This window comes from Pseudomonas sp. MD330_10 (genome assembly GCF_042610415.1).
GTDB classification, from domain to species: domain Bacteria; phylum Pseudomonadota; class Gammaproteobacteria; order Pseudomonadales; family Pseudomonadaceae; genus Aquipseudomonas; species Aquipseudomonas rhodesiae.
In genome coordinates this window covers 177,246-200,207 of the sequence record NZ_JBHGZU010000002.1, presented here as the reverse complement: position 1 = coordinate 200,207, position 22,962 = coordinate 177,246, and the positions used below count along the sequence as shown (strand labels likewise).

Below are 22,962 nucleotides of genomic sequence, written 5' to 3'. Positions count from 1 at the left end.
GCTTGGAGGGCATGTATTGCTTGGGCCCGCGTTATCGGGGGCAAGCGCCCTCCCACATTTCGCTTGTGAGCCCGCTAGAAATGTGGGAAGCGGGAGGGAACAGGCGACGGCAATGTTCAGTCGTCTTTCTTCATCAAGCCCGCCAATGCCGCGAACGGGTTGTGGGTGGCCTTGGCAATCGTCGGGCTGCTGGTCGAGCCTTCGCCGAAGTACTGCTGGTCGGTATAACGCGAGTGTTCGTTGTCGTGGCAATACAGGCACAGCAATTCCCAGTTGGAACCGTCCTGGGGATTGTCATCATGGTTGTGGTTGCGGTGGTGTACCGTCAGTTCACTCAGGCGCTTGCCGGAGAATTCGCGGGCGCAGCGGCCGCATACGTGGGGGTACATCTTCAGCGCTTTGTCGCGGTAGCCCATTTCACGGTCGCGCTGGGCATCGGCGAGGATACGGTCCAGCTTGGCGGTGTGGGAGGGCGGGTTAGTCGAGCTCATCATGGCTCCTGGCTATTAGGTGGGTCACGGATAGGGTTGATTCTAGCTGCTTGAGGGCAGTCACTGCACCTGGCACCGATAGACCGCTATCGGGGGCAAGCCCCAACCACAAGGGGATTCAGCCCTTAAGCTTTTCCGCAATCCAGATGGTATGCCGCGTGCCTTTGTTGCCATGGGCGAACACCTGCACCTCTTCGGCCTTGAAGCCGGCCTTGCGCAGTTTATCGCTGAACAGTTTATCGGCACTGGCCGACCACACCGCCAGCACCCCCTTGGGGCGCAGCGCTTTGGCGCAGGCGGCCAGGCCGCCGGCGGAGTACAGCCAGCTATTGGCCTTTTGCGTCAAACCTTCCGGGCCGTTGTCGACGTCGAGCATGATCGCGTCAAACCCTTGGGGCTCGGCCTGCAGCACCTTGGCCACGTCTTCCTGGCGGATCACCGTGCGTGGGTCCAGCAATGGCCGGCCGGATTTTTCCCCCAGCGGTCCACGGTTCCATTCCACGACCCCAGGCACCAGTTCGGCCACCACCACTTCGGCATTTTTGCCCAAATGCTTCAGCGCCGAGGCCAGGGTGAAGCCCATGCCCAGACCGCCGATCAACACCCGCGAGTTCGGGCGGCCGGCGACTTTGCGGCAGGGGATCTCGGCCAGCGCGTCTTCGGAACCGTGCATGCGCGTGTTCATCAACTGGCCACCGTCGCCGCCCTGGATCTTGATGACAAAATCCTCGCCGTATTCGAACAGGCACAAGGCACCGCCGTTGTCAGGGATTGGGGTGGTGTCCAGCAGAACGAAACGTTTCATGGAAATCTCATTGGGAAGGGCATTCTTGCGCGGTTGGGAGTAGCCTTACGACATTCCGGTCAGGCCATGGAGCCATCGATGAAGTGCAGCATTCTAACGGTCATTGTGTTGAGCGCGCTCGCATTGGGTGCGGCGCAGGCTCAGGAGTTGCAAACCGTACCGGTCGCCCCCACGCCAACTCCCGGCGCACCGGGTACGCCAACGCCCACCCTGTATCCCCAGGTCACCCCGCCGGTGGTACCCAAGAGCAACGGTTCGCCGCCCCTGGCGCCCATCGTCTTGCCCGCACCGCCAAAAGACCAGACAGTGCCCGGCTTGCAGCAGAACGACAGTAAACCGAAGACACCCGGCGGCTAGAATTGCTGCGATAGCAGTTGCCCGTCAGCCATGCGCAGGCGCTTGGACAAGGCAATCGCAATCGCGCGGATAATCTTGGCAGCGACCCGTGGCGCTTCGTTGAGCATTTTCTCCAGGGAGTCTTTGCCCAGGTTCAATAGCACGCAAGCACTGGCGGCCACGCAACTGGCCGAGCGTCGCTCGCCGTCGAGCACCGCCATCTCGCCAAAGGCCCGGCCGCTGCGCAGGGTGGCGATGGTCACGGGTTGGCCGTCGTGATGAGCCTTCTGCACCGCCACTTGGCCGCTGTGGAGGATGCACATGAAGGTGCCCGCATCGCCTTCGAGAAAGATCACCTCGCCTTGGGCAATGCTGCTGATGTTGAAGTAGCCGGCAGCGATATGAAAATCTTCCGGCAACAAAGGATCGAACAATCCGCAGTCCATCAGCATGTCGCGGATTTCATTATTGAGTTGTGTCGGTGGTGGCATGGCAGCAATTGGGTCCATCAAAACAGGGGCGGTCCTTTGTTCAGACCGAACCGCCGCACTAAGTTCCTAAATCAACCCGAGCGCCTTGAACACAAATGCATATTCGAGCGCTACGTCACGTAATCCCTGATAGCGACCGCTCATTCCACCGTGACCGGCGCCCAGTTCGGTCTTGAGCAATAGCAGGTTGTCGTCGGTCTTGGTGTCGCGCAGCTTGGCCACCCACTTGGCCGCTTCCCAGTACTGCACGCGACTGTCGTTGTAGCCGGCAATCACCAGCATGGCCGGGTAAGCCTGGGCGCGGACGTTTTCGTACGGCGCGTAGGCTTTGATGCGTGCGTAGACATCCGGGTCTTCGGGGTTGCCCCATTCGTCGTATTCGGTGACGGTCAGCGGCAGTTCCGGGTCGAGCATGGTGTTCAGCACATCCACGAACGGCACTTCGGCAATCGCCGCCTGGAACAGCTCGGGACGTTGGTTGAGTACCGCGCCGATCAACAAACCGCCGGCACTGCCGCCGCTGATGACCAGTTGCTTGGACGTGGTCAGGCCCTGGGCGATCAAGTGTTCGGCGCAGGCGATAAAGTCGCTGAAAGTGTTCTGCTTGTGTTCCTGCTTGCCGTTGCGATACCAGGCCTCGCCCAACTCGCCACCGCCGCGCACATGCGCAATGGCAAACGCGACGCCCCGGTCCAACAGGCTCAGGCGCGCATGGGAGAACCACGGGTCCAGGCTCGAACCGTAGGCGCCGTAGCCATACAGGTACAGCGGTGTCGGCTTGCCCACCTGATCGCGCTTGACCACCAGACTGATCGGCACCTGGGTGCCATCGGCCGACGTGGCCCACAGGCGCTGGCTCACATAGTCGTCGGCATTGAACACGCCGAGTACTGGGGTTTCCTTGAGCACCTGTTGCGCGCCACTGGCCAGTTCCAACTGCCGCACTTGGGCCGGACGGGTCAGTGCTTCGTAGCGCAGACGGATGCGGTCGCTGGGAAATTCCAGACTGTTCTGTACGTAGAGGCTGTACGCGGCGTCGGGCAACTCCACACGGTAGGCCGCCAGGTCCTGGGGATGCACTTCGATCACCGGCAGGCCGCCGATGCGCAGGCTCAGGGTCATGGCGCGGGCGTTCAGGCTCACGCCGTCGAGCATCACGTCGTCGCGGTGCGGGATCAGGTTGTGCCAATCGGCTTCGGTGGGCACCTCGCCGGTGTCGGCGGCGACGAACAGCGCGTAGTTGATGCCGTCGCGGTTGCTGCGGATAAACCAGGTCCACTGGCCATCGAGCTGGCCGTGGTCCGCATCGTATTCGTGATCCTCCACCCGTGGCGCCAGGCAGGTGAAGTCCAGGTGCGGCTGGTTGGCGTCCAGCGCCCAGATTTCGCTGGTGGTCTTGCTGCCCAGCGCCAGCAGCAACTGGCGTTCGGAGCTTGAGCGGTAGCAATGCAGGAAGAACCGTCCGTCAGGCTCGTGGAAGACTTCCTGGGCCGCCGTGCCATCCAGGCGGTAGCGATACAGCTTATGCGGGCGGTGGGTGTCGTCCAATTCGCCGAAGAACAGGGTCAGGCTGTCGTTGGCCCAGGTCATGCTGCCGTCGCAGTGATCGAATTCCAGTTCGCTGACTTTGTCGGTGGCCAATTCCTTCACGAACAGGGTGTAGATCTCATCGCCACTGGTATCGAGGCTGTAGGCCAGGCGCTGATGGTCGGGGCTGATGCTGAACGCGCCAAGGGAGAAGAACCCGCCGTTGGCCAGCACGTTCGGGTCCAGCAGCAGTTCTTCGCTGCCTTCATCCACTTGGTTGCTGTCGTCGGCGGGGCGACGGCAGCGGTAGTGGCGCGCATATTCGTCACCGGCGGTGGTGCGCGTGTAATACAGGTACGGGCCCCAGGGGGAGGGCAGGGACAGGTCGGTTTCGAGGATGCGCCCCTTGATCTCGTCGAACAGGCTTTCGCGCAGGGCCGCTTGATCGGCGAGCTGGGCTTCCTGCCAGGCGTTTTCGGCTTTGAGGTAATCGAGCACTTCGGCGCTGTCACGCTCTTGCAGCCAGGCGTACGGGTCCTGGCCGGGGGCCTTGCGGGCAATCGGGGCGGCAGTGATGTGGGTCGATGACGGCATGGATCACTCTCTGTCTGGCGGAAGGTGGCGGGCATTGCAGCCGTGACACGCAAAAGCCGTTATGATAGCCGCCTGTTTGCCAACCTTGCCATGGACACCATGACCGAGAACGACTATCTGACCGCTTGGGGCCTTTACGCCTTCGCTGCTTTGGGCTGCCTGTTGGTGTGGTGGCGCCTGACCCGCTGGATCTGGCGCTGGCTGCGCGAGCCGCTGCAACTGCTGATGGCGGTGCTGTTGTTCAGCCCGACCATCGTCGATCCGGTCAAGACCCAGTTCGCGCCGGCCGTGGCCATTACGGCGATGGACCTAGTGCTCAAGGTCGGCAATAACGCCTGGCGTGCCATCTCCGATTTGTTCATGTACACCATGATTGCGTTCGGCGTGTACCTGGTGTTCGTGCTGATCCGCTGGCCCATCGAGCGTGCCGCCAAGGCGCGCCGCGAGCGCAAGGCCGCCACCGACGCCGCCCTGGCCGCCGAAGACCAGGACGATGACGAACCTTTCCGGCGTCCGGCGCCCGTCAGCGGTATGCGAGTCGAACCGCGTCTTTAACGTTGTAAGCCCTGCAGCGAGAGCCCTGGCATGTGTGAATTATTGGGCATGAGTGCCAACGTCCCCACCGATATCGTGTTCAGCTTTACCGGGCTGATGCAGCGCGGCGGGCGCACCGGGCCGCACCGCGACGGTTGGGGTATCGCGTTCTACGAAGGCCGTGGCCTGCGTTTGTTTCAGGACCCGGCCGCGAGCAGCGAATCGGAAGTCGCCCTGCTGGTGCAGCGTTATCCCATCAAAAGCGAAGTGGTGATTGGCCATATCCGCCAGGCCAATGTCGGCAAGGTGAGCCTGGCCAATACCCACCCGTTCGTGCGCGAGCTGTGGGGGCGCAACTGGTGTTTTGCCCATAACGGCCAACTGGCGGACTTCGCCCCACGCGCCACGTTCTACCGGCCGGTAGGCGATACCGACAGCGAAGCGGCGTTCTGCGATCTGCTCAACCGCGTGCGCGAAGCCTTCCCCGAGCCGGTGGACATCGAGCAAATGCTGCCGGACCTGATCGCCGCCTGCGCCGAGTACCGCAGCAAAGGCGTCTTCAACTGCCTTCTCAGCGATGGCGACTGGCTGTTCTGCTATTGCTCGACCAAGCTGGCCCAGATCACCCGGCGTGCACCGTTCGGTCCGGCGCGCTTGAAAGATGTCGACGTGATCGTCGATTTTCAGGCCGAAACCACGCCCAACGACGTGGTCACGGTGATTGCCACCGAACCCCTGACCGACAACGAAAACTGGACCCGCTACGAACCGGGTCAATGGAGCCTATGGCGACGCGGAGAATGCGTCAGCCAGGGCATTACCGAGTAAGGACATCGACTATGTTGCTCAGCTATCTGCGGTTGGTGCTGTTTGCCATTGGCCTGTTGGTCGGTGTGCAAGTGCCGGGGTTTATCAGCGATTACGCCAAGCGCGTCGAAGCCCACCTGATCGAGGCCCAGACCAGCCTGCGTGGCTTCGAAACCACGGCGCAGCAGTTCTTCAAGGGGGACATGCACGCCCTGGTCGAGCATTACCGCGCCAGCAATGACCCGGTGTTCCAGAGCGATGCCAGCAGCCTGGGCTCTTTGCTCGATCGCCAAGTGGCGCTGGACAAGCAATTCCAGGCCATGCAGGGCCCGTGGTACATCCGCGCGCTGCAAGTGGCGGTGGCCGCCGACCCGGATATCCGCCAGGAAACCTGGAACGGCTACAGTTACCAGATCCTGCTGACCCCCGAAGCCATGGGCTGGGGCCTGGGTGGGGCGATGCTGTTGTCGTTCGGCCTGGAATGCCTGTACCGCTTGATCGACTGGATCGTGCTGGGCGGCAAGCGCCTGCGCCAGAGCCGGCCGATTGAAGAGCGGGACCTCAAGGGGCTCTAACGCCCAACTCGATCAAGTGTGGGAGGGGGCTTGCCCCCCGATAGCAGTGGATCAGTCAGCCGAACTGTCACTGACGCTATCGCGGGCAAGCCCGCTCCCACATTCATATCCGGTTTATTAAGTTGCCAGCACCATCCGCTCTTCGCCGACTTCCTCGGCATACCGGGCCACTACTTTCTGGCACAACCCCACGATCTCCTCCACCAACTCCACGCCCACGCGCCACGACACCACCACTTGCAGGTTCGGCAAACGTTGCTCCATGGGCAGCATCAGCAGTTCGCCGCGGGCCAGTTCTTCGCCGACCAGCACCGGCGGCAGCGCGCCAATCCCGAAACCGTCGCGCAGCAGGCGGGTGATCGCCGACACCGAGTTCACGCAGTTCATACGCGGCGCAGCAACGCCGTTGGCTTGCATCAGGCGGATCACGTCCTGGTGCGGGTGGGAATTTTTCGAATAAGTGATGATGCGTTCCTGGGCCAGGTCGGCAAGGGAGGCATAGTCACGGTTATAGATCGATTGGCTGGCGACGATCCAGGCCATCGGGTGGCTGCCCAGTTCCAGGCTGCGCACGGTTTCCAGGCGCAGCAGGTCGGTTTGCAGGATCAGATCGAGAAAGCCTTTTTGCAGCTGATCGCTGAGGTTCAGCGCGGTATCGGCGACCAATTCGATTTCCACCAGCGGGAAATGGTCCATCAATTCCGCCACCAACGGGCTGAGCCAGGTGTGGATCACTGTGTCCATGGCGCCGATCCGAATCCGTCCGACCTTGCTGCTGGTGGTCTCCAGGGATTGTTTCAAACCTTGCAGGGTCACCATCATCTGCTCGGCATAGTCGAGCACCTTGACGCCTTCCGGGGTCAGGCTCACCCCCCGGGAATCGCGCAGGAAAAGCTTCACCCCCAGTTCGCTTTCCAGCACGGCGATGCGGCTGGAGATCGACGCCTGGGTGGTAAAGAGCTTTTCGGCGGTCAGGCGAAAGCTCTTGAGCCTGGCGACCCAAACGAAGGTTTCGAGGAACTTCAAATTCATGGGATCAACTTTTTCTTATGCTTGGATCGGTTTTTATTAGTTGGACGCCGCACGGGGCGAGCGCCAAAAATCGAGTCGTTCCACGATAAGCGGCGTGGGGGTGTCAGGACAAGTTGCGTGTCCGACGGTAAAAATCCCACACTACAAAAAAACAAAGCCTACAGGAGCGACCACCGTGAGCCGCCTGCTACTGAATTGTGATATCGGCGAAAGCTTTGGCAACTGGACCATGGGCCTGGATGCCGAGGTCATGCCGTTCATCGATTGCGCCAACGTGGCCTGCGGCTTTCATGCCGGCGACCCGAGCATCATGCGCAAGACTGTCAGCCTGGCGCTCAAGCATGGCGTGCAAATCGGTGCGCATCCGGCGTACCAGGACCTCCAAGGGTTCGGTCGCCGCTCGATGGCTTACAGCCCTGAAGAAATCCAGGACCTGTTGCACTACCAGATCGGCGCTCTCGATGGCATTTGCCGTGCCCAGGGCGCACGCGTCAGCTACGTCAAACCCCACGGTGCGTTGTACAACGACATGATGGCCAAACCCGCGCAACTGCGCGCGGTGATGCAGGCCATTGCGGCCTACGATGCCAGCTTGCCGTTGATGCTGCTGGCCACCCGTGATAACAGCGCAGCCCAGGCGATGGGCGATGAATACGGCCTGACCTTGTGGTTCGAAGCGTTCGCCGACCGTGCTTACGATAGCCACGGCCACCTGGTATCGCGCCAACTGCCGGGCGCAGTGCATCACGACGCTGACACCGTGCTCCAGCAAGCCCTGACTATTGCTCGCGGCGAGCCGCTCACCGCCAGCGATGGCAGCGCCCTGGTGTTGCAGGCCAATACCTTGTGCGTCCATGGCGACAACGCCAGTTCCATCGCCGCCGTGCAACGTATCCGCGCGGCGTTGACGTCAGCATGAAGCCACGCATTGAAGTGGTGGCCATCGATTGTCTGATGGTGCGTCTGTTCGACGTGATCGCCGAAGCCAATATGCCGTGGATGCTCGCCGCTACCCAACGATTGCGCAGCGCTTTCGGCACGGCGTTGGTGGATCTGGTGCCGTCCTATACCACCCTGATGGTGCATTACGACCTCACCGCGTTGAGCCCGGCCGAGGCGCGGCAGCGCATCGATCAAGCCCTCGCCGACCTGCAACCCCAGGCCCAGGGCAGCGGCCAGTGCCATGTTTTGCCGGTGTGGTACGACCTGCGCGTCGGCCCGGAACTGAGCGTGCTCAGCCAGCGTAGCGGCTTGACGGTGGACGAGGTAATCCGCCGCCACAGCGCCCACGAATACCAGGTGTTCGCCCTTGGTTTTGCTCCCGGATTCGCTTTTATGGGCTTGGTGGATGAAGCCCTCGCCACTCCGCGCCTAAGCACCCCGCGCAAACGCGTGGCGGCCGGCAGTGTTGGGATCGCCGAGCGGCAGACCGCTGCCTACCCGGTGGTGTCGCCGGGCGGCTGGAACCTGATCGGCCGCACCCCAGCCAAACTCTTCGACCGCGAGCGCGACGGCTACAGCCTGATGCAGCCCGGCGACACTGTGCGTTTCCAGGCGGTGGATCACGCTGAATTTATCCGCTTGGGTGGCGATGACACGCCGCTGGAGGCGCAGCCATGAGCCGCTTATCGATCGAGGCCAGCACCCCGCTTTGCCTGTTGCAGGACGCCGGGCGTTTTGGCGTGCGCCACTTGGGCGTCACCCAGGGCGGCGCGCTGGATTGGGTGTCGATGGCCTGGGCCAATTGGCTGCTGGGCAATGCGCTGAACGCTGCGGTGGTGGAAATTACCCTCGGCGGCTTCACCGTAAAGGCCGAGGACTATTGCCTGCTGGCTCTGGCCGGTGCAGACCTGGGTGCGCATATCGACGAGCGCGCCATCAGCCCTGGGCGCAGTTTTGTCCTGCAAAAGGGCCAGCGCCTGCGCTTTACCCAGCCAATCGACGGTGCGCGGGCGTACCTGGCGGCGCCGGGCGGGTTTGATGCACCGGCGGTGCTGGGCAGTTGCGCGACGGTGGTTCGTGAAGCACTCGGAGGTGTGGATGGCTTGGGCAACGCACTGGCCGCAGGCGGTCGGTTGAGCTATTCCGGAACCGGCGGTGCCCTGCAGGAGTTGAGTCAGCCGGCGTTGCCAACCGGCGGCTCACTGGACGTGATTGTCGGCGCGCAGATCGGCCAGTTCAGCGGCCAGAGCCTGTTCGATGCGTTCAACACCGACTGGGCCTTGGACAGCCGTGCCGACCGCATGGGCATGCGCCTGCTGGGCACGCCATTGCAGTATCAGGGGCCGTCGTTGATCTCCGAAGGGATTCCGCTGGGGGCGATCCAAGTGCCGCCGGATGGGCAGCCGATCGTATTGCTCAATGATCGCCAGACTATCGGCGGCTATCCACGGTTGGGCGCGCTGACACCCTTGGCCTTGGCCAGGCTGGCGCAATGTCTGCCGGGGCAGAAAGTGCGATTGGCGCCGGTGGTGCAGGAAACGGCGCATCGGCAGCACATCGAGTATTTGCGCCGCTTCCAAACGGCGGGACGGGCTTGCTCCCGATAGAGTTAGGTCAGTCAATTCGTCAGTGACTGCACCACCGGAATCGGGGGCAAGCCCCCTCCCACACTGGATGTCTGTATTAATTGGAGAAAGTATCTGCGCCGCTTCCAAACAGTGGGAGGGGGCTTGCCCCCGATGACGGCGCGTCAGTGGCAGATGGGCAGGCAGACTGCTAAAGGGGGCAAGCCCCACCCACATTGGATGTCGGTATTACTTGGAGAAAGCAATTGCGCCGCTTCCAAATTGTGGGAGGGGGCTTGCCCCCGATGACGGCGCGTCAGTGACAGAGGGGCAGGCAGATTGCACCAGGGGGCAAGCCTCCACATTGGATCTGGTGTTATTTGGACAGGTAGCGCATGCCTTCTTCCAGCCCGCGCAGCGTCAGCGGGTACATCTGGTCTTCCACCAACTCCCGCACAATCCCGGTGGAGGCCGTAAACCCCCAAGTGTCCTTGGGGTATGGGTTTATCCAGATCAGCTTCTTGTACTTGGCCATGAAGCGCTGCATCCACACATACCCGGGCTCTTCGTTCCAGTGCTCGACGCTGCCGCCGGCCTGGGTGATTTCGTACGGCGCCATCGAAGCGTCGCCGATAAAAATCACTTTGTAGTCGGCACCGTACTTGTGCAGTAAGTCTTGGGTGGAGGTGCGCTCCGAGGTGCGGCGCTGGTTGTTTTTCCACACCGACTCGTACACGAAGTTATGGAAGTAGAAGTACTCCAAGTGCTTGAACTCGGTCTTGCACGCGGAGAACAGTTCTTCGCAGATCTTCACATGGGCATCCATCGAGCCGCCGATATCGAACAGCAATAGCAGCTTGATGGTGTTGCGCCGTTCCGGGCGCATCTGAATGTTCAGCAAGCCGGCATCGCGGGCGGTGTGGTCGATGGTGCCGTCGATATCCAACTCTTCCGCCGCCCCTTGGCGCGCGAATTTGCGCAGGCGGCGCAGGGCCACTTTGATGTTGCGCGTGCCCAGTTCCACCTGGTCGTCGAGGTTTTTGTATTCGCGCTGGTCCCAGACTTTGACGGCCTTGCCCTGGCGCTTGCCGGCGTCGCCGACGCGAATGCCTTCCGGGTTATAACCGCCGGAACCGAACGGGCTGGTGCCGCCGGTGCCGATCCACTTGTTGCCGCCCGCGTGGCGTTCTTTCTGTTCTTCCAGGCGCTTCTTGAATTCCTCGATCAGCTTGTCGAGGCCGCCCAGGGACTGGATCTGCGCACGCTCTTCATCGCTGAGCGAACGCTCGAATTCCTTGCGCAGCCAGTCTTCGGGGATCAGCGCCTGTAGGTGATCATCGAGTTTTTCCAGGCCGTTGAAATACGCGCCGAAGGCCCGGTCGAACTTGTCGAAATGCCGCTCGTCCTTGACCAGGATCGCCCGGGCCAAGTAGTAAAACTCGTCCATGTCGGCGAAGGTCACGCGTTGTTTGAGCGCGTTGATCAGGTCGAGCAGTTCACGTACCGACACCGGCACCTTGGCTGCGCGCATTTCATTGAACAGGTTGAGCAACATCAGCGATTACCGCGACGGCTCATGAACGCCAGGCGCTCCAGCAACTGCACGTCCTGCTCGTTCTTCACCAGGGCGCCGGCCAATGGCGGAATGGCCTTGGTCGGATCACGCTCGCGCAGCACCGCCTCGCCGATATTGTCGGCCATCAGCAGCTTGAGCCAGTCCACCAGTTCGGAAGTGGAGGGTTTTTTCTTCAGGCCGGGGACTTTGCGCACGTCGAAGAACACGTCCAGCGCTTCGCTGACCAGGTCTTTCTTGATGTCGGGGTAGTGCACATCGACGATCTTTTGCAGGGTGGTGCGATCCGGAAAGGCGATGTAGTGGAAGAAGCAGCGGCGCAGGAACGCGTCCGGCAGCTCTTTTTCATTGTTGGAGGTAATGATGATGATCGGGCGTTTTTTGGCCTTGATGGTCTCGTCGATTTCGTAGACGTAGAACTCCATCTTGTCGAGTTCTTGCAGCAGGTCGTTGGGGAACTCGATGTCGGCCTTGTCGATTTCATCGATCAGCAGAATCACGCGCTCATCGGACTCGAAGGCTTCCCAGAGCTTGCCTTTCTTCAGGTAGTTGCGCACGTCGTGCACCTTGTCCACGCCCAACTGCGAGTCGCGCAGGCGGCTGACCGCGTCGTACTCGTACAGGCCTTGGTGGGCCTTGGTGGTGGACTTGATGTGCCAGGTAATCAGCTTGGCGCCGAAGGATTCGGCCAGTTGCTCGGCGAGCATGGTCTTGCCCGTGCCCGGCTCGCCCTTGACCAGTAGCGGACGCTCCAGGGTGATGGCAGCGTTGACGGCCAGTTTCAGGTCATCGGTGGCAACGTAGGCCTGGGTGCCTTCGAACTTCATCGGTGTTTCCTCGAATTCATCAATGCCCGGACTATACCGCGCGGCCCCGGCGACTGTGAACGCAGACGGGTTATTCAGTCTCTGAATGGCCGGTCACTCTGCGCGCTCAGTCGGCGCTCGGCTTGGGTTGTTCATAGCGCGCGTTGAACGCCTGAATAAAGCCGTTGCGCAAAATCGCCACCACGGCCCAGAACGCGCTGACATCTTGCTGATGCACGCTGCCGCTCAGTTCAACGCGGGTGGCGAACTGGTTTTTGCGTTGGTTCTTCAGCACGGTCTCGCTGGCGCCCACCACGGCCTCCCAGATTGAGCGGAAGATGTTCTTGTCTTTGTTTTCCACGTCCTGCTGCCAGTCGAACACTTCCACATCCCGCAGCAACGGCTTGATGTAGCCGCTCAGTTGGCCCTTTTCAGCCTGGGCCTCAATGACCAGATCGCCAGTGCCGGCCTTGAAATCGAACTTGCCGTAGGCCGAGGCAAAGTCGTTCATGCGCTTGAGCTGCAAGTCGCGGGCGCGGAAGCGGAATTCAAAGTCTTCGAAATTGCTCAAGGGGTCGAAGGTGGCACTGGCTTCTAGCGGGGCCTGGCCCAGCAGCAGTGCTTTACCATCGAAGCGCGCATCGCGCCTGCCTTCGGTGTCGACCACATTGGTCAGGTTATAGAAGCTGGCATTGACGCCGGTGGCGTTGATGTTCACCGCCGGTTTGGAATTGAAGTTATGGAACGCGATCTTGCCGTCTTCGATGCGCACCTCGTTGAGGGTGATCGGCAGCAACTTGCCCAGTTGCTCGCGCCAGTCGGTGCCCTTACCGGTCTGGGACGCCTGCTTGTTGGCGCCGCCGTCGACAAAATTGATTTCCGGCCGCACAAAGTGGCCTTCGGCGACGACCGCATGGTCGTACCACAGCGAATGCCAGCTCACCGCGAACTCGATCAGTGGCGCCTTGACGAACGGCACCGGCACCTTGCCGTCCACCTTAACGATCTGCAAGCCGTTGATGCGATAGGCGCCGCGCCACAGGGCCAAGTCCACGTCGGCGATTTCGCCGCGGTAGTCGCCCATATTGGCCAGTTTGTCATTCAGGTAATTGCGCACCAGGTAGGGCAGGGCGATGTTCAGGGCGATCAGCACCACCACCAACCCGGCGACGGTCCATAGCGGCCAACTGTAGCGACGTTTCATGGGGCAGTTCTCCTTGCTCGTAAGCAGATGGACTGTCGCGCCGGCCTCAACGTTCCTCCGACTGGACGCCTAGTACGACCCGGCATACCCTTGAAGCCTTTCGCACATCGCCCAATAGGACCCGCCATGAGCCGCATTTTTGCAGATAACGCGCACTCCATCGGTAACACGCCCCTGGTTCAGATCAACCGCATCGCCCCGCGTGGCGTGACCATTCTGGCCAAGATCGAAGGGCGCAACCCCGGTTACTCGGTGAAGTGCCGCATCGGTGCAAACATGATCTGGGACGCCGAAAGCAGCGGCAAACTCAAGCCGGGCATGACCATCGTCGAACCCACCTCCGGCAACACCGGCATCGGCCTGGCGTTCGTCGCCGCCGCCCGTGGCTACAAGTTGCTGCTGACCATGCCGGCCTCCATGAGCCTGGAACGGCGCAAGGTGCTCAAGGCCCTCGGCGCCGAGCTGGTACTGACCGAGCCGGCCAAAGGCATGAAAGGCGCTATCGAGAAGGCCGGCGAGATCGTCGCCAGCGACCCGGCCCAGTACTTTATGCCGGCCCAGTTCGAAAACCCGGCCAACCCGGCTATTCACGAAAAAACCACCGGCCCGGAAATCTGGAACGACACCGATGGCGCCGTGGATGTGCTGGTGGCGGGCGTGGGCACTGGTGGCACCATCACCGGCGTGTCGCGCTATATCAAAAATATCCAAGGCAAGCCGATTCTGTCGGTGGCGGTCGAGCCGATCGGTTCGCCGGTGATCACCCAGACCCTGGCCGGTGAAGAGGTCAAGCCCAGCCCGCACAAGATCCAGGGGATCGGCGCCGGGTTCGTGCCGAAGAACCTCGACCTGTCGATGGTCGACCGCGTGGAACTGGTGAGCGACGAGGAATCCAAGGCCATGGCCCTGCGTTTGATGCAGGAAGAGGGGATCTTGTGCGGGATTTCCTGCGGCGCCGCGATGGCGGTGGCGGTGCGCCTGGCACAGAAACCGGAGATGCAGGGCAAGACTATCGTGGTGGTGCTGCCGGATTCCGGTGAGCGTTACCTGTCGAGCATGCTGTTCAGCGATCTGTTCACTGAGCAGGAAAACCAGGCTTGATGCAGGTCAGCTGGTCGGTGCGGGCCTTCTGCATAATGGCGCAACTGTTTATCATGGCCGGCTGCTACGTCTGGCACCCCTCCAACGGGGTGCTGTCGGCCAGACGCTTATTTCCAGGAGTTGCTGCATGACCTTTTCTCTGACCGCCAAACTGTCGGTGCTGCTGTTGTTTATCGGCAGCACGCTGTACGTGCACCTGCGCGGCAAGGCGCGTTTGCCGATGTTGCGCCAGTTCGTCAACCATTCGGCGCTGTTCGCCCCGTATAACGCCTTGATGTACCTGTTTTCGGCGGTGCCGTCCAAGCCGTACCTGGACCGCAGCAAATTCCCGGAGCTGGATGTGCTCAAGGACAACTGGGAAGTGATCCGCGAAGAGGCCATGCACCTGTTCGACGAGGGTTACATCCGCGCCGCCGAAAAGAACAACGACGCCGGTTTCGGTTCGTTCTTCAAAAAGGGCTGGAAGCGTTTCTACCTAAAGTGGTACGACAAGCCCCTGCCGTCGGCCGAGGCGCTGTGCCCGAAGACCGTGGCGCTGGTGAGTAGCATCCCCAACGTCAAGGGCGCGATGTTCGCGCTGTTGCCGGGCGGCAGCCACCTTAACCCGCACCGCGACCCGTTCGCCGGTTCCCTGCGCTATCACTTGGGCTTGTCCACGCCCAATTCCGACGACTGCCGCATCTTCGTTGACGGCCAGGTGTACGCCTGGCGCGACGGTGAAGACGTGATGTTCGACGAAACCTATGTGCATTGGGTCAAGAACGAAACCGAGCAGACCCGCGTGATCCTGTTCTGCGACATCGAGCGTCCGCTGAGTAACCGCCTGATGACCCGCGTCAACCGTTGGGTCAGCAAACAGCTGGGCCGCGCCACCGCACCGCAGAACCTCGACGACGAGCGCGTGGGTGGGATCAACCAGGCGTATGCCTGGAGCAAGACCTTCAGCGACAAGTTCAGCGGTGTGGTCAAACAGTGGAAGCGCAAGCATCCGAAGGCCTACCGCATTGCGCGGCCGGTGCTGGCGGTAGTGGTGTTGGTACTGCTGTGGAAGTGGTTGTTCGGCTGATCTGAAGCGTTAAACGCGGTCAAAATGTGGGAGGGGGCTTGCTCCCGATAACGGTGGATCAGTCATGGATGTTTTGACTGACATACCGCCATCGGGGGCAAGCCCCCTCCCACATTTGATCTCCTGTGTTCTTAAGAGGCAATCAGCTGCCGCAGCACATAGTGCAGAATTCCCCCCGACTTGAAGTACTCCACTTCATTCAAGGTATCGATCCGGCACAGCACCTCGACCTTCTCCGTGCTGCCATCCTCCCGGGTAATCACCAGCGTCAGGTTCATACGTGGCACGATCTCCACGTCGCTCAGCCCCAGAATATCGATCTTCTCCTTACCGGTGAGTTTGAGCGCCTTGCGGTTCTGATCCAGCTTGAACTGCAACGGCAACACGCCCATACCCACCAGGTTGGAGCGGTGGATGCGCTCGAAACTCTCGGCAATCACCGCTTTGACCCCCAGCAGATTGGTGCCCTTGGCTGCCCAATCGCGGCTGGAGCCGGTGCCGTATTCCTGCCCGGCGATCACCACCAGCGGCGTGCCTGTAGCCTGGTATTTCATCGCGGCGTCGTAGATCGCCATCTTCTCGCCAGTGGGGATATACAGCGTATTGCCACCTTCCTCGCCGCCGAGCATTTCGTTGCGGATGCGGATATTGGCAAAGGTGCCGCGCATCATCACTTCATGGTTGCCCCGACGTGAGCCGTAGGAGTTGAAGTCGCGCGGTTCCACGCCCTGTTCGCGCAGGTAGCGGCCGGCTGGGCTGTCGACCTTGATATTACCGGCGGGGGAGATGTGGTCGGTTGTCACCGAATCCCCCAACAACGCCAGCACGTTCGCACCTTTGACGTCCTTGATGACCGGCAGCGGCCCGGCAATGTCGTCGAAGAACGGCGGGTGCTGGATGTAGGTCGAGTCTTTCTGCCACACATAGGTGGCGGCTTGTGGCACCTCAATGGCCTGCCATTGCTCATCCCCGGCAAACACTTCGGCGTACTCCTTGTGGAACATGCCAGTGCTGACCTGGGCCACGGCGTCGGCGATTTCCTGGCTGCTGGGCCAAATGTCCTTGAGGTATACCGGGTTGCCCTGCTGGTCGTTACCCAACGGCTCGCTGCTGATATCGATGCGCACGGTGCCCGCCAGGGCGTAGGCCACTACCAGGGGCGGCGATGCCAGCCAGTTGGTTTTCACCAGCGGATGCACGCGGCCTTCGAAGTTGCGGTTGCCGGACAAAACCGATGCCACGGTGAGGTCGGCTTTCTGGATGGCTTTTTCGATCGGCTCGGGCAAGGGCCCGGAGTTACCGATGCAGGTGGTGCAGCCATAACCCACCAGATCGAAACCGAGCTTGTCCAAGTATTGCGTGAGCCCCGCGGCCTTGTAGTAGTCGGTGACCACTTTGGAGCCGGGCGCCAGGGAGCTTTTCACCCAGGGTTTGCGCGTCAGGCCTTTTTCCACGGCCTTCTTGGCTACCAGGCCGGCGGCCATCATCACGCTGGGGTTAGAGGTGTTGGTGCAGGAGGTGATCGCGGCGATCACCACGGCGCCGTTTTTCAGGCGATAGGTCTGACCGTCGAAGTCGTAATCGGCTTCCCCCACCAGGTCGGCATTGCCTACGGCGACACCGCCGCCGCCTTCGCTTTCCAGGCGACCTTCTTCTTTATTGGTGGGTTTGAACTGCAGGTCGAGAAAGTCGCTGAATGCCTGGCCGACATTCGGCAGCGCCACCCGGTCCTGGGGGCGCTTCGGCCCGGCCAGGCTGGCTTCGACGCTGCCCATGTCCAGGGCCAGGCTGTCGGTGAACACCGGCTCCTGGCCCGTGTGACGCCACAGGCCTTGGGCCTTGGTGTACGCCTCGACCAGTTTGACGGTTTCTGTCGGACGGCCCGAGAGGCGCAGGTAGTCCAGGGTCACTTCATCGACCGGGAAAAAGCCGCAAGTGGCGCCGTATTCCGGGGCCATGTTGGCGATGGTGGCGCGGTCCGCCAGGGGCAGGTCGGCCAGGCCGTCGCCATAGAACTCGACGAACTTACCCACCACGCCTTTCTTGCGCAGCATCTGAGTCACCGTCAGCACCAGGTCGGTGGCGGTGATGCCTTCCTTGAGTTTGCCGGTGAGCTTGAAGCCGATCACTTCGGGGATCAGCATCGACACCGGCTGGCCCAGCATCGCCGCCTCCGCTTCGATACCACCCACGCCCCAGCCGAGCACGCCCAGGCCGTTGATCATGGTGGTGTGGGAGTCGGTGCCCACCAGGGTATCGGGGAACGCGTAGGTGCGGCCGTCTTCATCTTTGGTCCAGACCGTGCGGCCCAGGTATTCGAGGTTGACCTGGTGGCAAATGCCGGTGCCCGGCGGCACCACGCTGAAGTTGTCGAACGCGCTCTGGCCCCAGCGCAGGAAGGCGTAGCGTTCGCCGTTGCGCTGCATTTCGATGTCGACGTTCTGCTCGAAGGCGTCGGCATTGCCGAACTTGTCGACCATCACCGAATGGTCGATCACCAAATCGACGGGAGAGAGCGGGTTGATGCGTTGCGGGTCGCCACCGGCCTTGGCCACGGCGGCGCGCATGGCGGCCAGATCGACCACGGCGGGTACGCCGGTAAAGTCTTGCATCAGCACGCGGGCGGGGCGGTACTGGATCTCGCGGTCGGACTGGCGCTCTTTGAGCCAGGCGGCGATGGCCTTGAGGTCGGCGCCGGTGACCGTTTTGTTGTCTTCCCAGCGCAGCAGGTTCTCCAGCAGCACTTTGAGCGACATTGGCAGCTTATCCAGGTCACCCAGGCTCTTGGCGGCTTCCGGCAGGCTGAAGTAGTGGTAGGTCTTGCTGTCTATTTCAAGGGTCTTAAGGGTTCTCAGGCTATCAAGCGATGACATGACACGACTCCTTATGGTCCGCACGGCTACGGACCTGACGGGACGAACAGAGCTTTAAAGCTAGCCCTGTTTTCATTAGCAGGCTAATAACTGGACTCTATGGTGAAGTCCAAGGTTCCGAACTCGGCTATCATGCGCGCGTTTTCATGACAGACATTGCGATAGCGCAAGGTCCGTCGAGTCACCAGGAGAGTTGATGAACACCCTTTTTATGCACTGCCGCCCAGGGTTTGAAGGCGAAGTCTGTTCCGAGATCGCGGAACACGCCGCGCGCCTGAACGTGTCCGGCTACGCCAAGGCCAAGACCGGCAGCGCCTGCGCCGAATTTGTCTGCACCGAAGAAGACGGCGCCCAGCGCTTGATGCACGGCCAGCGCTTTGCCGAGCTGATCTTCCCGCGGCAATGGGCGCGTGGGGTATTTATCGACTTGCCAGAAACCGACCGCATCAGCGTGATCCTTGCCCACCTGCGCGAATTTCCGGTGTGCGGCAGCCTGTGGCTGGAAATGGTCGACACCAACGACGGTAAAGAGCTGTCCAACTTCTGCAAGAAATTCGAAGTACACCTGCGCAAAGCCCTGCTCAATGCCGGCAGGCTGGTGGATGACCCGAGCAAACCGCGCCTGCTGCTGACCTTCAAGAGCGGCCGCGAAGTGTTTATGGGCCTGGCCGAGTCGAACAACTCGGCGATGTGGCCCATGGGCATCCCCCGTCTGAAATTCCCCCGCGAAGCCCCCAGCCGCTCAACCTTGAAGCTGGAAGAGGCTTGGCACCACTTTATCCCCCGCGACCAGTGGGACGAGCGCCTGCATGGCGACATGACCGGCGTCGACCTTGGCGCCGCGCCGGGTGGCTGGACCTGGCAGTTGGTCAACCGTGGCATGCTGGTGACCGCCATCGACAACGGCCCCATGGCCGAGAGCTTGATGGACACCGGCCTGGTGCAGCATCTGATGGCCGACGGTTTCACTTTCGTGCCCAAGCAGCCGGTGGACTGGATGGTCTGCGACATCGTCGAGAAACCGGCGCGTAACGCGGCGCTGTTGGAAACCTGGATCGGCGAAGGGCATTGCCGCGAAGCGGTGGTCAACCTCAAGTTGCCGATGAAACAGCGCTATGCCGAGGTCAAGCGCTTGCTGGAGCGCATCGAGGAAGGCTTCAAGGCGCGTGGCGTTCGTGTGGAAATCGGCTGTAAGCAGCTGTACCACGACCGTGAAGAAGTGACCTGCCACCTGCGTCGGCTGGAAAGCGTAAAGAAACCCAAGGCCCGCTGATCCACCGCCCAAATGTGGGAGCGGGCTGGCCCGCGAAAGCGGTATAACTGTCGAAATTTATGTTGAATGTGCCCGCGTCATCGCGAGCAAGCTCGCTCCCGCAGGAAATCGAGCTGGTTTTAGGAGTGAAATATGAGTCTTGAATTGCCCGTCGACGCCACCCTCGACGCCACCGGCCTCAACTGCCCGGAACCGGTGATGATGCTGCACCAGCACATCCGCGACTTGCCGGCAGGCGGCTTGCTCAAGGTGATTGCGACCGACCCGTCGACCCGTCGCGATATCCCTAAGTTCTGTGTGTTTCTGGACCACGAACTGGTGGAGCAGCAGGAGCAGGCCGGCACCTACCTGTACTGGATTCGCAAAAAAGCCGATTAACCCCGTAGCTTGTCGGCCCGAATGCGCCGGCGCGCGCTACGCGCCAGGCGCACCAGCAACATCCCCGCCGCACAACTCAGACCCACGATCAACCCTTGCCACAAGCCGCTCGGGCCGCTGGGTTCGCCGAGCCAGTGGGTCAGCCCCAAGGCATAGCCCACCGGCAATCCCACGCCCCAATAGGCAAACAGGGTCAGCACCATGGTCACCCGCGTGTCTTGGTAGCCGCGCAGCGCACCGGCGGCGGTAACTTGGATCGAGTCTGAGAACTGGAACAGCGCCGAGAACACAATCAAGGTAGACGCCAGATGGATTACCACCGGGTCCGGGGTGTAAATGCTTGCGATCTGTTCGCGAAACAGCAGCATCAAACTGCAGGACAGGCACGCATACGCCAGCGCCGTGCCCATGCCGACCCCGGCGGCGAAGCGCGCTTCACGCGGCTCGCCACGGCCCAGAGCCTGGCCGACGCGCACGGTGACCGCCATGCTCAGGGAGTAGGGGATCATAAACACCAGGGAACTGACGTTCAGCGCGATCTGATGCCCCGACACCACCGTGGCGCCCAGGCTGCCGAGCAGCAGGGCGATTACCGCGAAGATGCTCGATTCGGCAAAGATCGCCACGCCAATCGGCAGGCCAATGCCCAGCACGCGTTTGATCACTGCCCATTGCGGCCAATCGAAGCGTTTGAACAACTCGCTGCTCTGGTAGGCGGCGCCCCAGCGCGTCCAGCCGGCCAGGCCGAGCATCATCACCCACATCGCAATGGCCGTGGCCCAGCCGCAACCTACGCCGCCCATGGCCGGCACGCCAAAATGGCCGTAGATGAAGATGTAGTTCAGCGGAATATTCAGCGCCAGGCCGATCAGGCCCATAACCATGCTTGGCCGGGTGCGGCCCAGGCCGTCGCTGAAACAGCGCAACACGTAATACAACGCCACCGCCGGCATGCCCGCGGCAATGCCGTGCAGGTAACCCATGGACGGCGCGATCAGGTCGGGTTCCACCTTCATGGCATGCAAAATCGGTTCGGCGCACAGCAGCAATAATGCGCCGATGGCCCCGACGACCACCGCCAACCACAATGACTGACGGACCAACGGCCCGATCTCGCTGAACTGACCGGCGCCGTAACGCTGGGCGACTTTCGGCGTGGTGGCCAGCAGTGTGCCGGTCATCAGCAGGTACACCGGAATCCAGATCGAATTACCCAGGCCCACCGCCGCCAGATCCTGGGGGCTGACGCGTCCGGCCATCACCGCGTCGACAAAGCTCATGGCGGTGGTCGCCAGTTGGCCGATCATGATCGGCAGCGCGAGCGTCAACAGATCGCGCACCTCCCGGCTGATGCGGGCGGGGCGGGTGAGGGGAGCGGTGGCAGTGTTCACGTACGGGTGTCCAGTCGAAAGGTGCGCAAGGACGGCGGATTCTACGCCTTGACGCAATGGTCAGGAAAAAAGCTGTGTTAGGGATTTGTAAGCGAGGCCCGCGATCCCTGTACACTGCCTGTCCGCCAAAGGAGCCTGCCATGCTGATTGTTGCCGACGAAAATATCCCGCTGCTCGACGCGTTCTTCCAAGGGTTCGGCGAGATTCGCCGAGTGCCGGGCCGTTCCATCGACCGTGCGACCGTCGAGCAGGCCGACGTGCTGTTGGTGCGCTCGGTGACCAACGTCAACCGCGCCTTGCTTGAGGGCTCGTCGGTGCGTTTTGTCGGCACCTGCACCATCGGTACCGACCATTTGGACCTGGATTACTTCAAGCAGGCCGGTATCCAGTGGGCCAGCGCCCCCGGTTGCAACGCCCGCGGCGTGGTGGATTATGTGCTGGGTAGCCTGCAGACCCTGGCCGAGATCGAAGGGGTGGACCTCACCCGGCGCACCTATGGCGTGGTCGGCGCCGGTGAAGTGGGCGGGCGGTTGGTTCAGGTGCTCAAGGGCCTGGGCTGGAACGTGCTGGTGTGCGACCCGCCGCGCCAGATCGCCGAAGACGGGGATTACGTCAGCCTCGGGCAGATCATCGAGCAGTGCGACGTGATCAGCCTGCACACGCCGTTGATCAAGTCCGGCAACGCTGCAACCTGGCACTTGTTCGACCGTCAGCGCCTCAACCAGCTCAAGCACGGCGCGTGGCTGATCAATGCCAGCCGCGGTCCGGTGGTGGATAACGCCGCGCTGCGCGAGGTGCTGCTGGAACGCGAAGATCTGCAAGCCGTGCTCGATGTGTGGGAGGGCGAGCCTGAGGTCGATGTGGCACTGGCCGATCTGTGCGTGCTGGCCACGCCGCATATCGCCGGTTACAGCCTGGACGGCAAACAGCGCGGTACGGCGCAGATCTATCAAGCGTTTTGTACCTATCTGGGGCAGGTGCCGAGTATCCAGCTGAGTGATCTGCTGCCGCCGCCGTGGTTGGCCGAAGTGCATTTGAACGCCGCCACGGACCCGACCTGGGCGCTGGCGACGCTGTGCCGCAGCGTGTACGATCCGCGCCGTGACGATGCGGATTTTCGCCGTAGCCTGGTCGGCACCGTGCAAGAGCAACGTCTGGCCTTTGACCTGCTGCGCAAGCACTACCCGGAGCGCCGCGAGATCGAGGGTTTGAAAGTGCGGATCAACGGGGAGTCGGCGGCGCTGGCCAAGTTGGTCACTGCCCTCGGTGCCGAAGCCCTGTAGGAACGCCGTGCATAAAAAACCCGGCCACCGGGGCCGGGTTTGAAAGAGCGTGGGCGCTTCAGCCTTGCTTGGCAGGCTTGACCAGTCGCTGTTCCAGCGCGCTGCAGGCTTGCTGGATCATCTCTTCGGTAATCTGCACATCGTTGCCATCGGCATCGACATACCAGCACGGCAGCTGCTGCGGCTGGCGGATTACTTCGATTTTGGCATCGCTGCTGTGTTGCAAGGTCATGGCCTGTCTCCTCATCAGGTTGTGTACCTACTCTAAATCCCCCGCGTGACCGAGCTATTACAACTCCTTACAAGATCACCGGT

Annotated in this window: 23 protein-coding genes; 12 read left to right on the top strand and 11 right to left on the bottom strand. The window is 61.7% G+C overall.

The genetic code is table 11. From position 1 onward, the window contains the following. Positions 1 to 116 precede the first annotated feature (116 nt). Both ACFZPT_RS04000 and ACFZPT_RS03995 read right to left on the bottom strand, forming a co-directional pair. Complete coding sequence (locus ACFZPT_RS04000) at positions 117 to 491, bottom strand: YajD family HNH nuclease (RefSeq protein WP_025858458.1); 375 nt, start codon at positions 489 to 491, stop codon at positions 117 to 119. A 118-nt stretch (positions 492 to 609) separates the two neighbouring features. Continuing rightward, complete coding sequence (locus tag ACFZPT_RS03995; protein ID WP_034137386.1) at positions 610 to 1,296, bottom strand: spermidine synthase; 687 nt, start codon at positions 1,294 to 1,296, stop codon at positions 610 to 612. 78 nt (positions 1,297 to 1,374) lie between these two features. On the opposite strand from ACFZPT_RS03995, the gene ACFZPT_RS03990 reads away from it, so the two are divergent. After that, positions 1,375 to 1,653 carry a hypothetical protein gene (locus tag ACFZPT_RS03990; RefSeq protein ID WP_047882590.1) on the top strand — a complete coding sequence of 93 codons (279 nt, stop codon included), beginning with the start codon at positions 1,375 to 1,377 and terminating at the stop codon, positions 1,651 to 1,653. Here the strand turns inward: ACFZPT_RS03990 and ACFZPT_RS03985 are convergent. Continuing rightward, positions 1,650 to 2,123 (bottom strand): cyclic nucleotide-binding domain-containing protein, encoded by a 474-nt coding sequence (locus tag ACFZPT_RS03985; RefSeq protein WP_034096785.1) that lies wholly within the window; start codon positions 2,121 to 2,123, stop codon positions 1,650 to 1,652. The genes ACFZPT_RS03990 and ACFZPT_RS03985 overlap by 4 nt on opposite strands. A 66-nt stretch (positions 2,124 to 2,189) precedes the next feature. After that, positions 2,190 to 4,244, bottom strand: coding sequence for a S9 family peptidase (locus ACFZPT_RS03980; protein ID WP_099312573.1), 2,055 nt, complete (start codon positions 4,242 to 4,244; stop codon positions 2,190 to 2,192). 24 nt (positions 4,245 to 4,268) lie between these two features. On the opposite strand from ACFZPT_RS03980, the gene ACFZPT_RS03975 reads away from it, so the two are divergent. Genes ACFZPT_RS03975 through ACFZPT_RS03965 form a run of 3 tightly spaced genes read left to right on the top strand, consistent with a single transcriptional unit; the run spans position 4,269 to position 6,160 of the window. After that, positions 4,269 to 4,799: a hypothetical protein gene (locus ACFZPT_RS03975; RefSeq protein ID WP_034096450.1), complete on the top strand. Its 531-nt coding sequence runs from the start codon at positions 4,269 to 4,271 to the stop codon at positions 4,797 to 4,799. Positions 4,800 to 4,829: 30 nt separating this feature from the next. Beyond that, a complete protein-coding gene (locus tag ACFZPT_RS03970) occupies positions 4,830 to 5,606 on the top strand; it encodes a class II glutamine amidotransferase (protein WP_034096451.1) in 777 nt (258 codons plus the stop codon). 11 nt (positions 5,607 to 5,617) lie between these two features. Beyond that, on the top strand, positions 5,618 to 6,160 hold the full coding sequence (locus ACFZPT_RS03965; protein ID WP_099312571.1) for a DUF2937 family protein: 543 nt from the start codon (positions 5,618 to 5,620) through the stop codon (positions 6,158 to 6,160). Between the two features lie 117 nt (positions 6,161 to 6,277). On the opposite strand, the gene ACFZPT_RS03960 is transcribed toward ACFZPT_RS03965, so the two are convergent. Then, a complete protein-coding gene (locus ACFZPT_RS03960; protein WP_099312569.1) occupies positions 6,278 to 7,192 on the bottom strand; it encodes a LysR family transcriptional regulator in 915 nt (304 codons plus the stop codon). Positions 7,193 to 7,367: 175 nt separating this feature from the next. Here ACFZPT_RS03960 and ACFZPT_RS03955 point away from each other — a divergent pair, with 175 nt between their 5' ends. From ACFZPT_RS03955 to ACFZPT_RS03945, 3 genes are read left to right on the top strand one after another with little or no spacing between them, the layout of a single operon-like run. Beyond that, entirely contained in the window at positions 7,368 to 8,111 is a 744-nt protein-coding gene (locus ACFZPT_RS03955; protein WP_034112440.1) for a 5-oxoprolinase subunit PxpA, read from the top strand. Next, complete coding sequence (pxpB, locus tag ACFZPT_RS03950; RefSeq protein WP_040267623.1) at positions 8,108 to 8,812, top strand: 5-oxoprolinase subunit PxpB; 705 nt, start codon at positions 8,108 to 8,110, stop codon at positions 8,810 to 8,812. Before ACFZPT_RS03955 ends, pxpB begins: the two co-directional genes overlap by 4 nt. Next, a complete protein-coding gene (locus ACFZPT_RS03945) occupies positions 8,809 to 9,741 on the top strand; it encodes a biotin-dependent carboxyltransferase family protein (RefSeq protein WP_047882593.1) in 933 nt (310 codons plus the stop codon). The genes pxpB and ACFZPT_RS03945 overlap by 4 nt, the downstream gene beginning before the upstream one ends. A gap of 334 nt (positions 9,742 to 10,075) precedes the next feature. Here ACFZPT_RS03945 and ACFZPT_RS03940 read toward each other — a convergent pair whose 3' ends face one another. From ACFZPT_RS03940 to ACFZPT_RS03930, 3 genes are all read right to left on the bottom strand, one after another. Further along, a complete protein-coding gene (locus tag ACFZPT_RS03940; RefSeq protein ID WP_034096457.1) occupies positions 10,076 to 11,254 on the bottom strand; it encodes a VWA domain-containing protein in 1,179 nt (392 codons plus the stop codon). After that, a complete protein-coding gene (locus ACFZPT_RS03935) occupies positions 11,254 to 12,099 on the bottom strand; it encodes a MoxR family ATPase (protein WP_034112447.1) in 846 nt (281 codons plus the stop codon). The genes ACFZPT_RS03940 and ACFZPT_RS03935 overlap by 1 nt, the downstream gene beginning before the upstream one ends. A gap of 106 nt (positions 12,100 to 12,205) precedes the next feature. Beyond that, positions 12,206 to 13,282 carry a DUF748 domain-containing protein gene (locus ACFZPT_RS03930; RefSeq protein ID WP_034096459.1) on the bottom strand — a complete coding sequence of 359 codons (1,077 nt, stop codon included), beginning with the start codon at positions 13,280 to 13,282 and terminating at the stop codon, positions 12,206 to 12,208. Between the two features lie 126 nt (positions 13,283 to 13,408). On the opposite strand from ACFZPT_RS03930, the gene cysK reads away from it, so the two are divergent. Beyond that, positions 13,409 to 14,383 carry a cysteine synthase A gene (gene cysK, locus ACFZPT_RS03925; protein WP_034096460.1) on the top strand — a complete coding sequence of 325 codons (975 nt, stop codon included), beginning with the start codon at positions 13,409 to 13,411 and terminating at the stop codon, positions 14,381 to 14,383. A 127-nt stretch (positions 14,384 to 14,510) separates the two neighbouring features. Then, on the top strand, positions 14,511 to 15,449 hold the full coding sequence (locus ACFZPT_RS03920; protein ID WP_034096461.1) for an aspartyl/asparaginyl beta-hydroxylase domain-containing protein: 939 nt from the start codon (positions 14,511 to 14,513) through the stop codon (positions 15,447 to 15,449). A 131-nt stretch (positions 15,450 to 15,580) separates the two neighbouring features. Here the strand turns inward: ACFZPT_RS03920 and acnA are convergent, their stop codons facing one another. Continuing rightward, the gene (gene acnA / locus ACFZPT_RS03915; protein WP_099312567.1) at positions 15,581 to 18,322 is read right to left on the bottom strand and encodes an aconitate hydratase AcnA; all 2,742 of its coding nucleotides are present in this window, start codon (positions 18,320 to 18,322) and stop codon (positions 15,581 to 15,583) included. 196 nt (positions 18,323 to 18,518) lie between these two features. Between acnA and rlmM the strand changes: the two genes are divergently transcribed. Continuing rightward, the gene (gene rlmM / locus ACFZPT_RS03910; RefSeq protein WP_034096463.1) at positions 18,519 to 19,595 is read left to right on the top strand and encodes a 23S rRNA (cytidine(2498)-2'-O)-methyltransferase RlmM; all 1,077 of its coding nucleotides are present in this window, start codon (positions 18,519 to 18,521) and stop codon (positions 19,593 to 19,595) included. A 132-nt stretch (positions 19,596 to 19,727) separates the two neighbouring features. Continuing rightward, the gene (gene tusA / locus ACFZPT_RS03905) at positions 19,728 to 19,973 is read left to right on the top strand and encodes a sulfurtransferase TusA (RefSeq protein WP_034096464.1); all 246 of its coding nucleotides are present in this window, start codon (positions 19,728 to 19,730) and stop codon (positions 19,971 to 19,973) included. Here the strand turns inward: tusA and ACFZPT_RS03900 are convergent. Further along, on the bottom strand, positions 19,970 to 21,364 hold the full coding sequence (locus ACFZPT_RS03900) for an MATE family efflux transporter (protein WP_034112450.1): 1,395 nt from the start codon (positions 21,362 to 21,364) through the stop codon (positions 19,970 to 19,972). The two genes, tusA and ACFZPT_RS03900, sit on opposite strands and share 4 nt — an antisense overlap. Before the next feature lie 140 nt (positions 21,365 to 21,504). Here ACFZPT_RS03900 and pdxB point away from each other — a divergent pair, with 140 nt between their 5' ends. Continuing rightward, complete coding sequence (pdxB, locus tag ACFZPT_RS03895) at positions 21,505 to 22,647, top strand: 4-phosphoerythronate dehydrogenase PdxB (RefSeq protein ID WP_034112451.1); 1,143 nt, start codon at positions 21,505 to 21,507, stop codon at positions 22,645 to 22,647. A gap of 58 nt (positions 22,648 to 22,705) precedes the next feature. Here pdxB and ACFZPT_RS03890 read toward each other — a convergent pair whose 3' ends face one another. Beyond that, positions 22,706 to 22,879 carry a PA1571 family protein gene (locus tag ACFZPT_RS03890; protein WP_034096467.1) on the bottom strand — a complete coding sequence of 58 codons (174 nt, stop codon included), beginning with the start codon at positions 22,877 to 22,879 and terminating at the stop codon, positions 22,706 to 22,708. Between the last annotated feature and the right edge of the window lie 83 nt (positions 22,880 to 22,962).

Bases quoted from the DNA above. Each gene is read 5' to 3' on its own strand.
- ACFZPT_RS04000 (WP_025858458.1), bottom strand. From the start codon at position 491: ATGAGCTCGACTAACCCGCCCTCCCACACCGCCAAGCTGGACCGTATC.
- ACFZPT_RS03995 (WP_034137386.1), bottom strand. From the start codon at position 1,296: ATGAAACGTTTCGTTCTGCTGGACACCACCCCAATCCCTGACAACGGC.
- ACFZPT_RS03990 (WP_047882590.1), top strand. From the start codon at position 1,375: ATGAAGTGCAGCATTCTAACGGTCATTGTGTTGAGCGCGCTCGCATTG.
- ACFZPT_RS03985 (WP_034096785.1), bottom strand. From the start codon at position 2,123: ATGCCACCACCGACACAACTCAATAATGAAATCCGCGACATGCTGATG.
- ACFZPT_RS03980 (WP_099312573.1), bottom strand. From the start codon at position 4,244: ATGCCGTCATCGACCCACATCACTGCCGCCCCGATTGCCCGCAAGGCC.
- ACFZPT_RS03970 (WP_034096451.1), top strand. From the start codon at position 4,830: ATGTGTGAATTATTGGGCATGAGTGCCAACGTCCCCACCGATATCGTG.
- ACFZPT_RS03965 (WP_099312571.1), top strand. From the start codon at position 5,618: ATGTTGCTCAGCTATCTGCGGTTGGTGCTGTTTGCCATTGGCCTGTTG.
- ACFZPT_RS03960 (WP_099312569.1), bottom strand. From the start codon at position 7,192: ATGAATTTGAAGTTCCTCGAAACCTTCGTTTGGGTCGCCAGGCTCAAG.
- pxpB (WP_040267623.1), top strand. From the start codon at position 8,108: ATGAAGCCACGCATTGAAGTGGTGGCCATCGATTGTCTGATGGTGCGT.
- ACFZPT_RS03945 (WP_047882593.1), top strand. From the start codon at position 8,809: ATGAGCCGCTTATCGATCGAGGCCAGCACCCCGCTTTGCCTGTTGCAG.
- ACFZPT_RS03940 (WP_034096457.1), bottom strand. From the start codon at position 11,254: ATGTTGCTCAACCTGTTCAATGAAATGCGCGCAGCCAAGGTGCCGGTG.
- ACFZPT_RS03935 (WP_034112447.1), bottom strand. From the start codon at position 12,099: ATGAAGTTCGAAGGCACCCAGGCCTACGTTGCCACCGATGACCTGAAA.
- ACFZPT_RS03930 (WP_034096459.1), bottom strand. From the start codon at position 13,282: ATGAAACGTCGCTACAGTTGGCCGCTATGGACCGTCGCCGGGTTGGTG.
- cysK (WP_034096460.1), top strand. From the start codon at position 13,409: ATGAGCCGCATTTTTGCAGATAACGCGCACTCCATCGGTAACACGCCC.
- ACFZPT_RS03920 (WP_034096461.1), top strand. From the start codon at position 14,511: ATGACCTTTTCTCTGACCGCCAAACTGTCGGTGCTGCTGTTGTTTATC.
- acnA (WP_099312567.1), bottom strand. From the start codon at position 18,322: ATGTCATCGCTTGATAGCCTGAGAACCCTTAAGACCCTTGAAATAGAC.
- rlmM (WP_034096463.1), top strand. From the start codon at position 18,519: ATGAACACCCTTTTTATGCACTGCCGCCCAGGGTTTGAAGGCGAAGTC.
- tusA (WP_034096464.1), top strand. From the start codon at position 19,728: ATGAGTCTTGAATTGCCCGTCGACGCCACCCTCGACGCCACCGGCCTC.
- pdxB (WP_034112451.1), top strand. From the start codon at position 21,505: ATGCTGATTGTTGCCGACGAAAATATCCCGCTGCTCGACGCGTTCTTC.
- ACFZPT_RS03890 (WP_034096467.1), bottom strand. From the start codon at position 22,879: ATGACCTTGCAACACAGCAGCGATGCCAAAATCGAAGTAATCCGCCAG.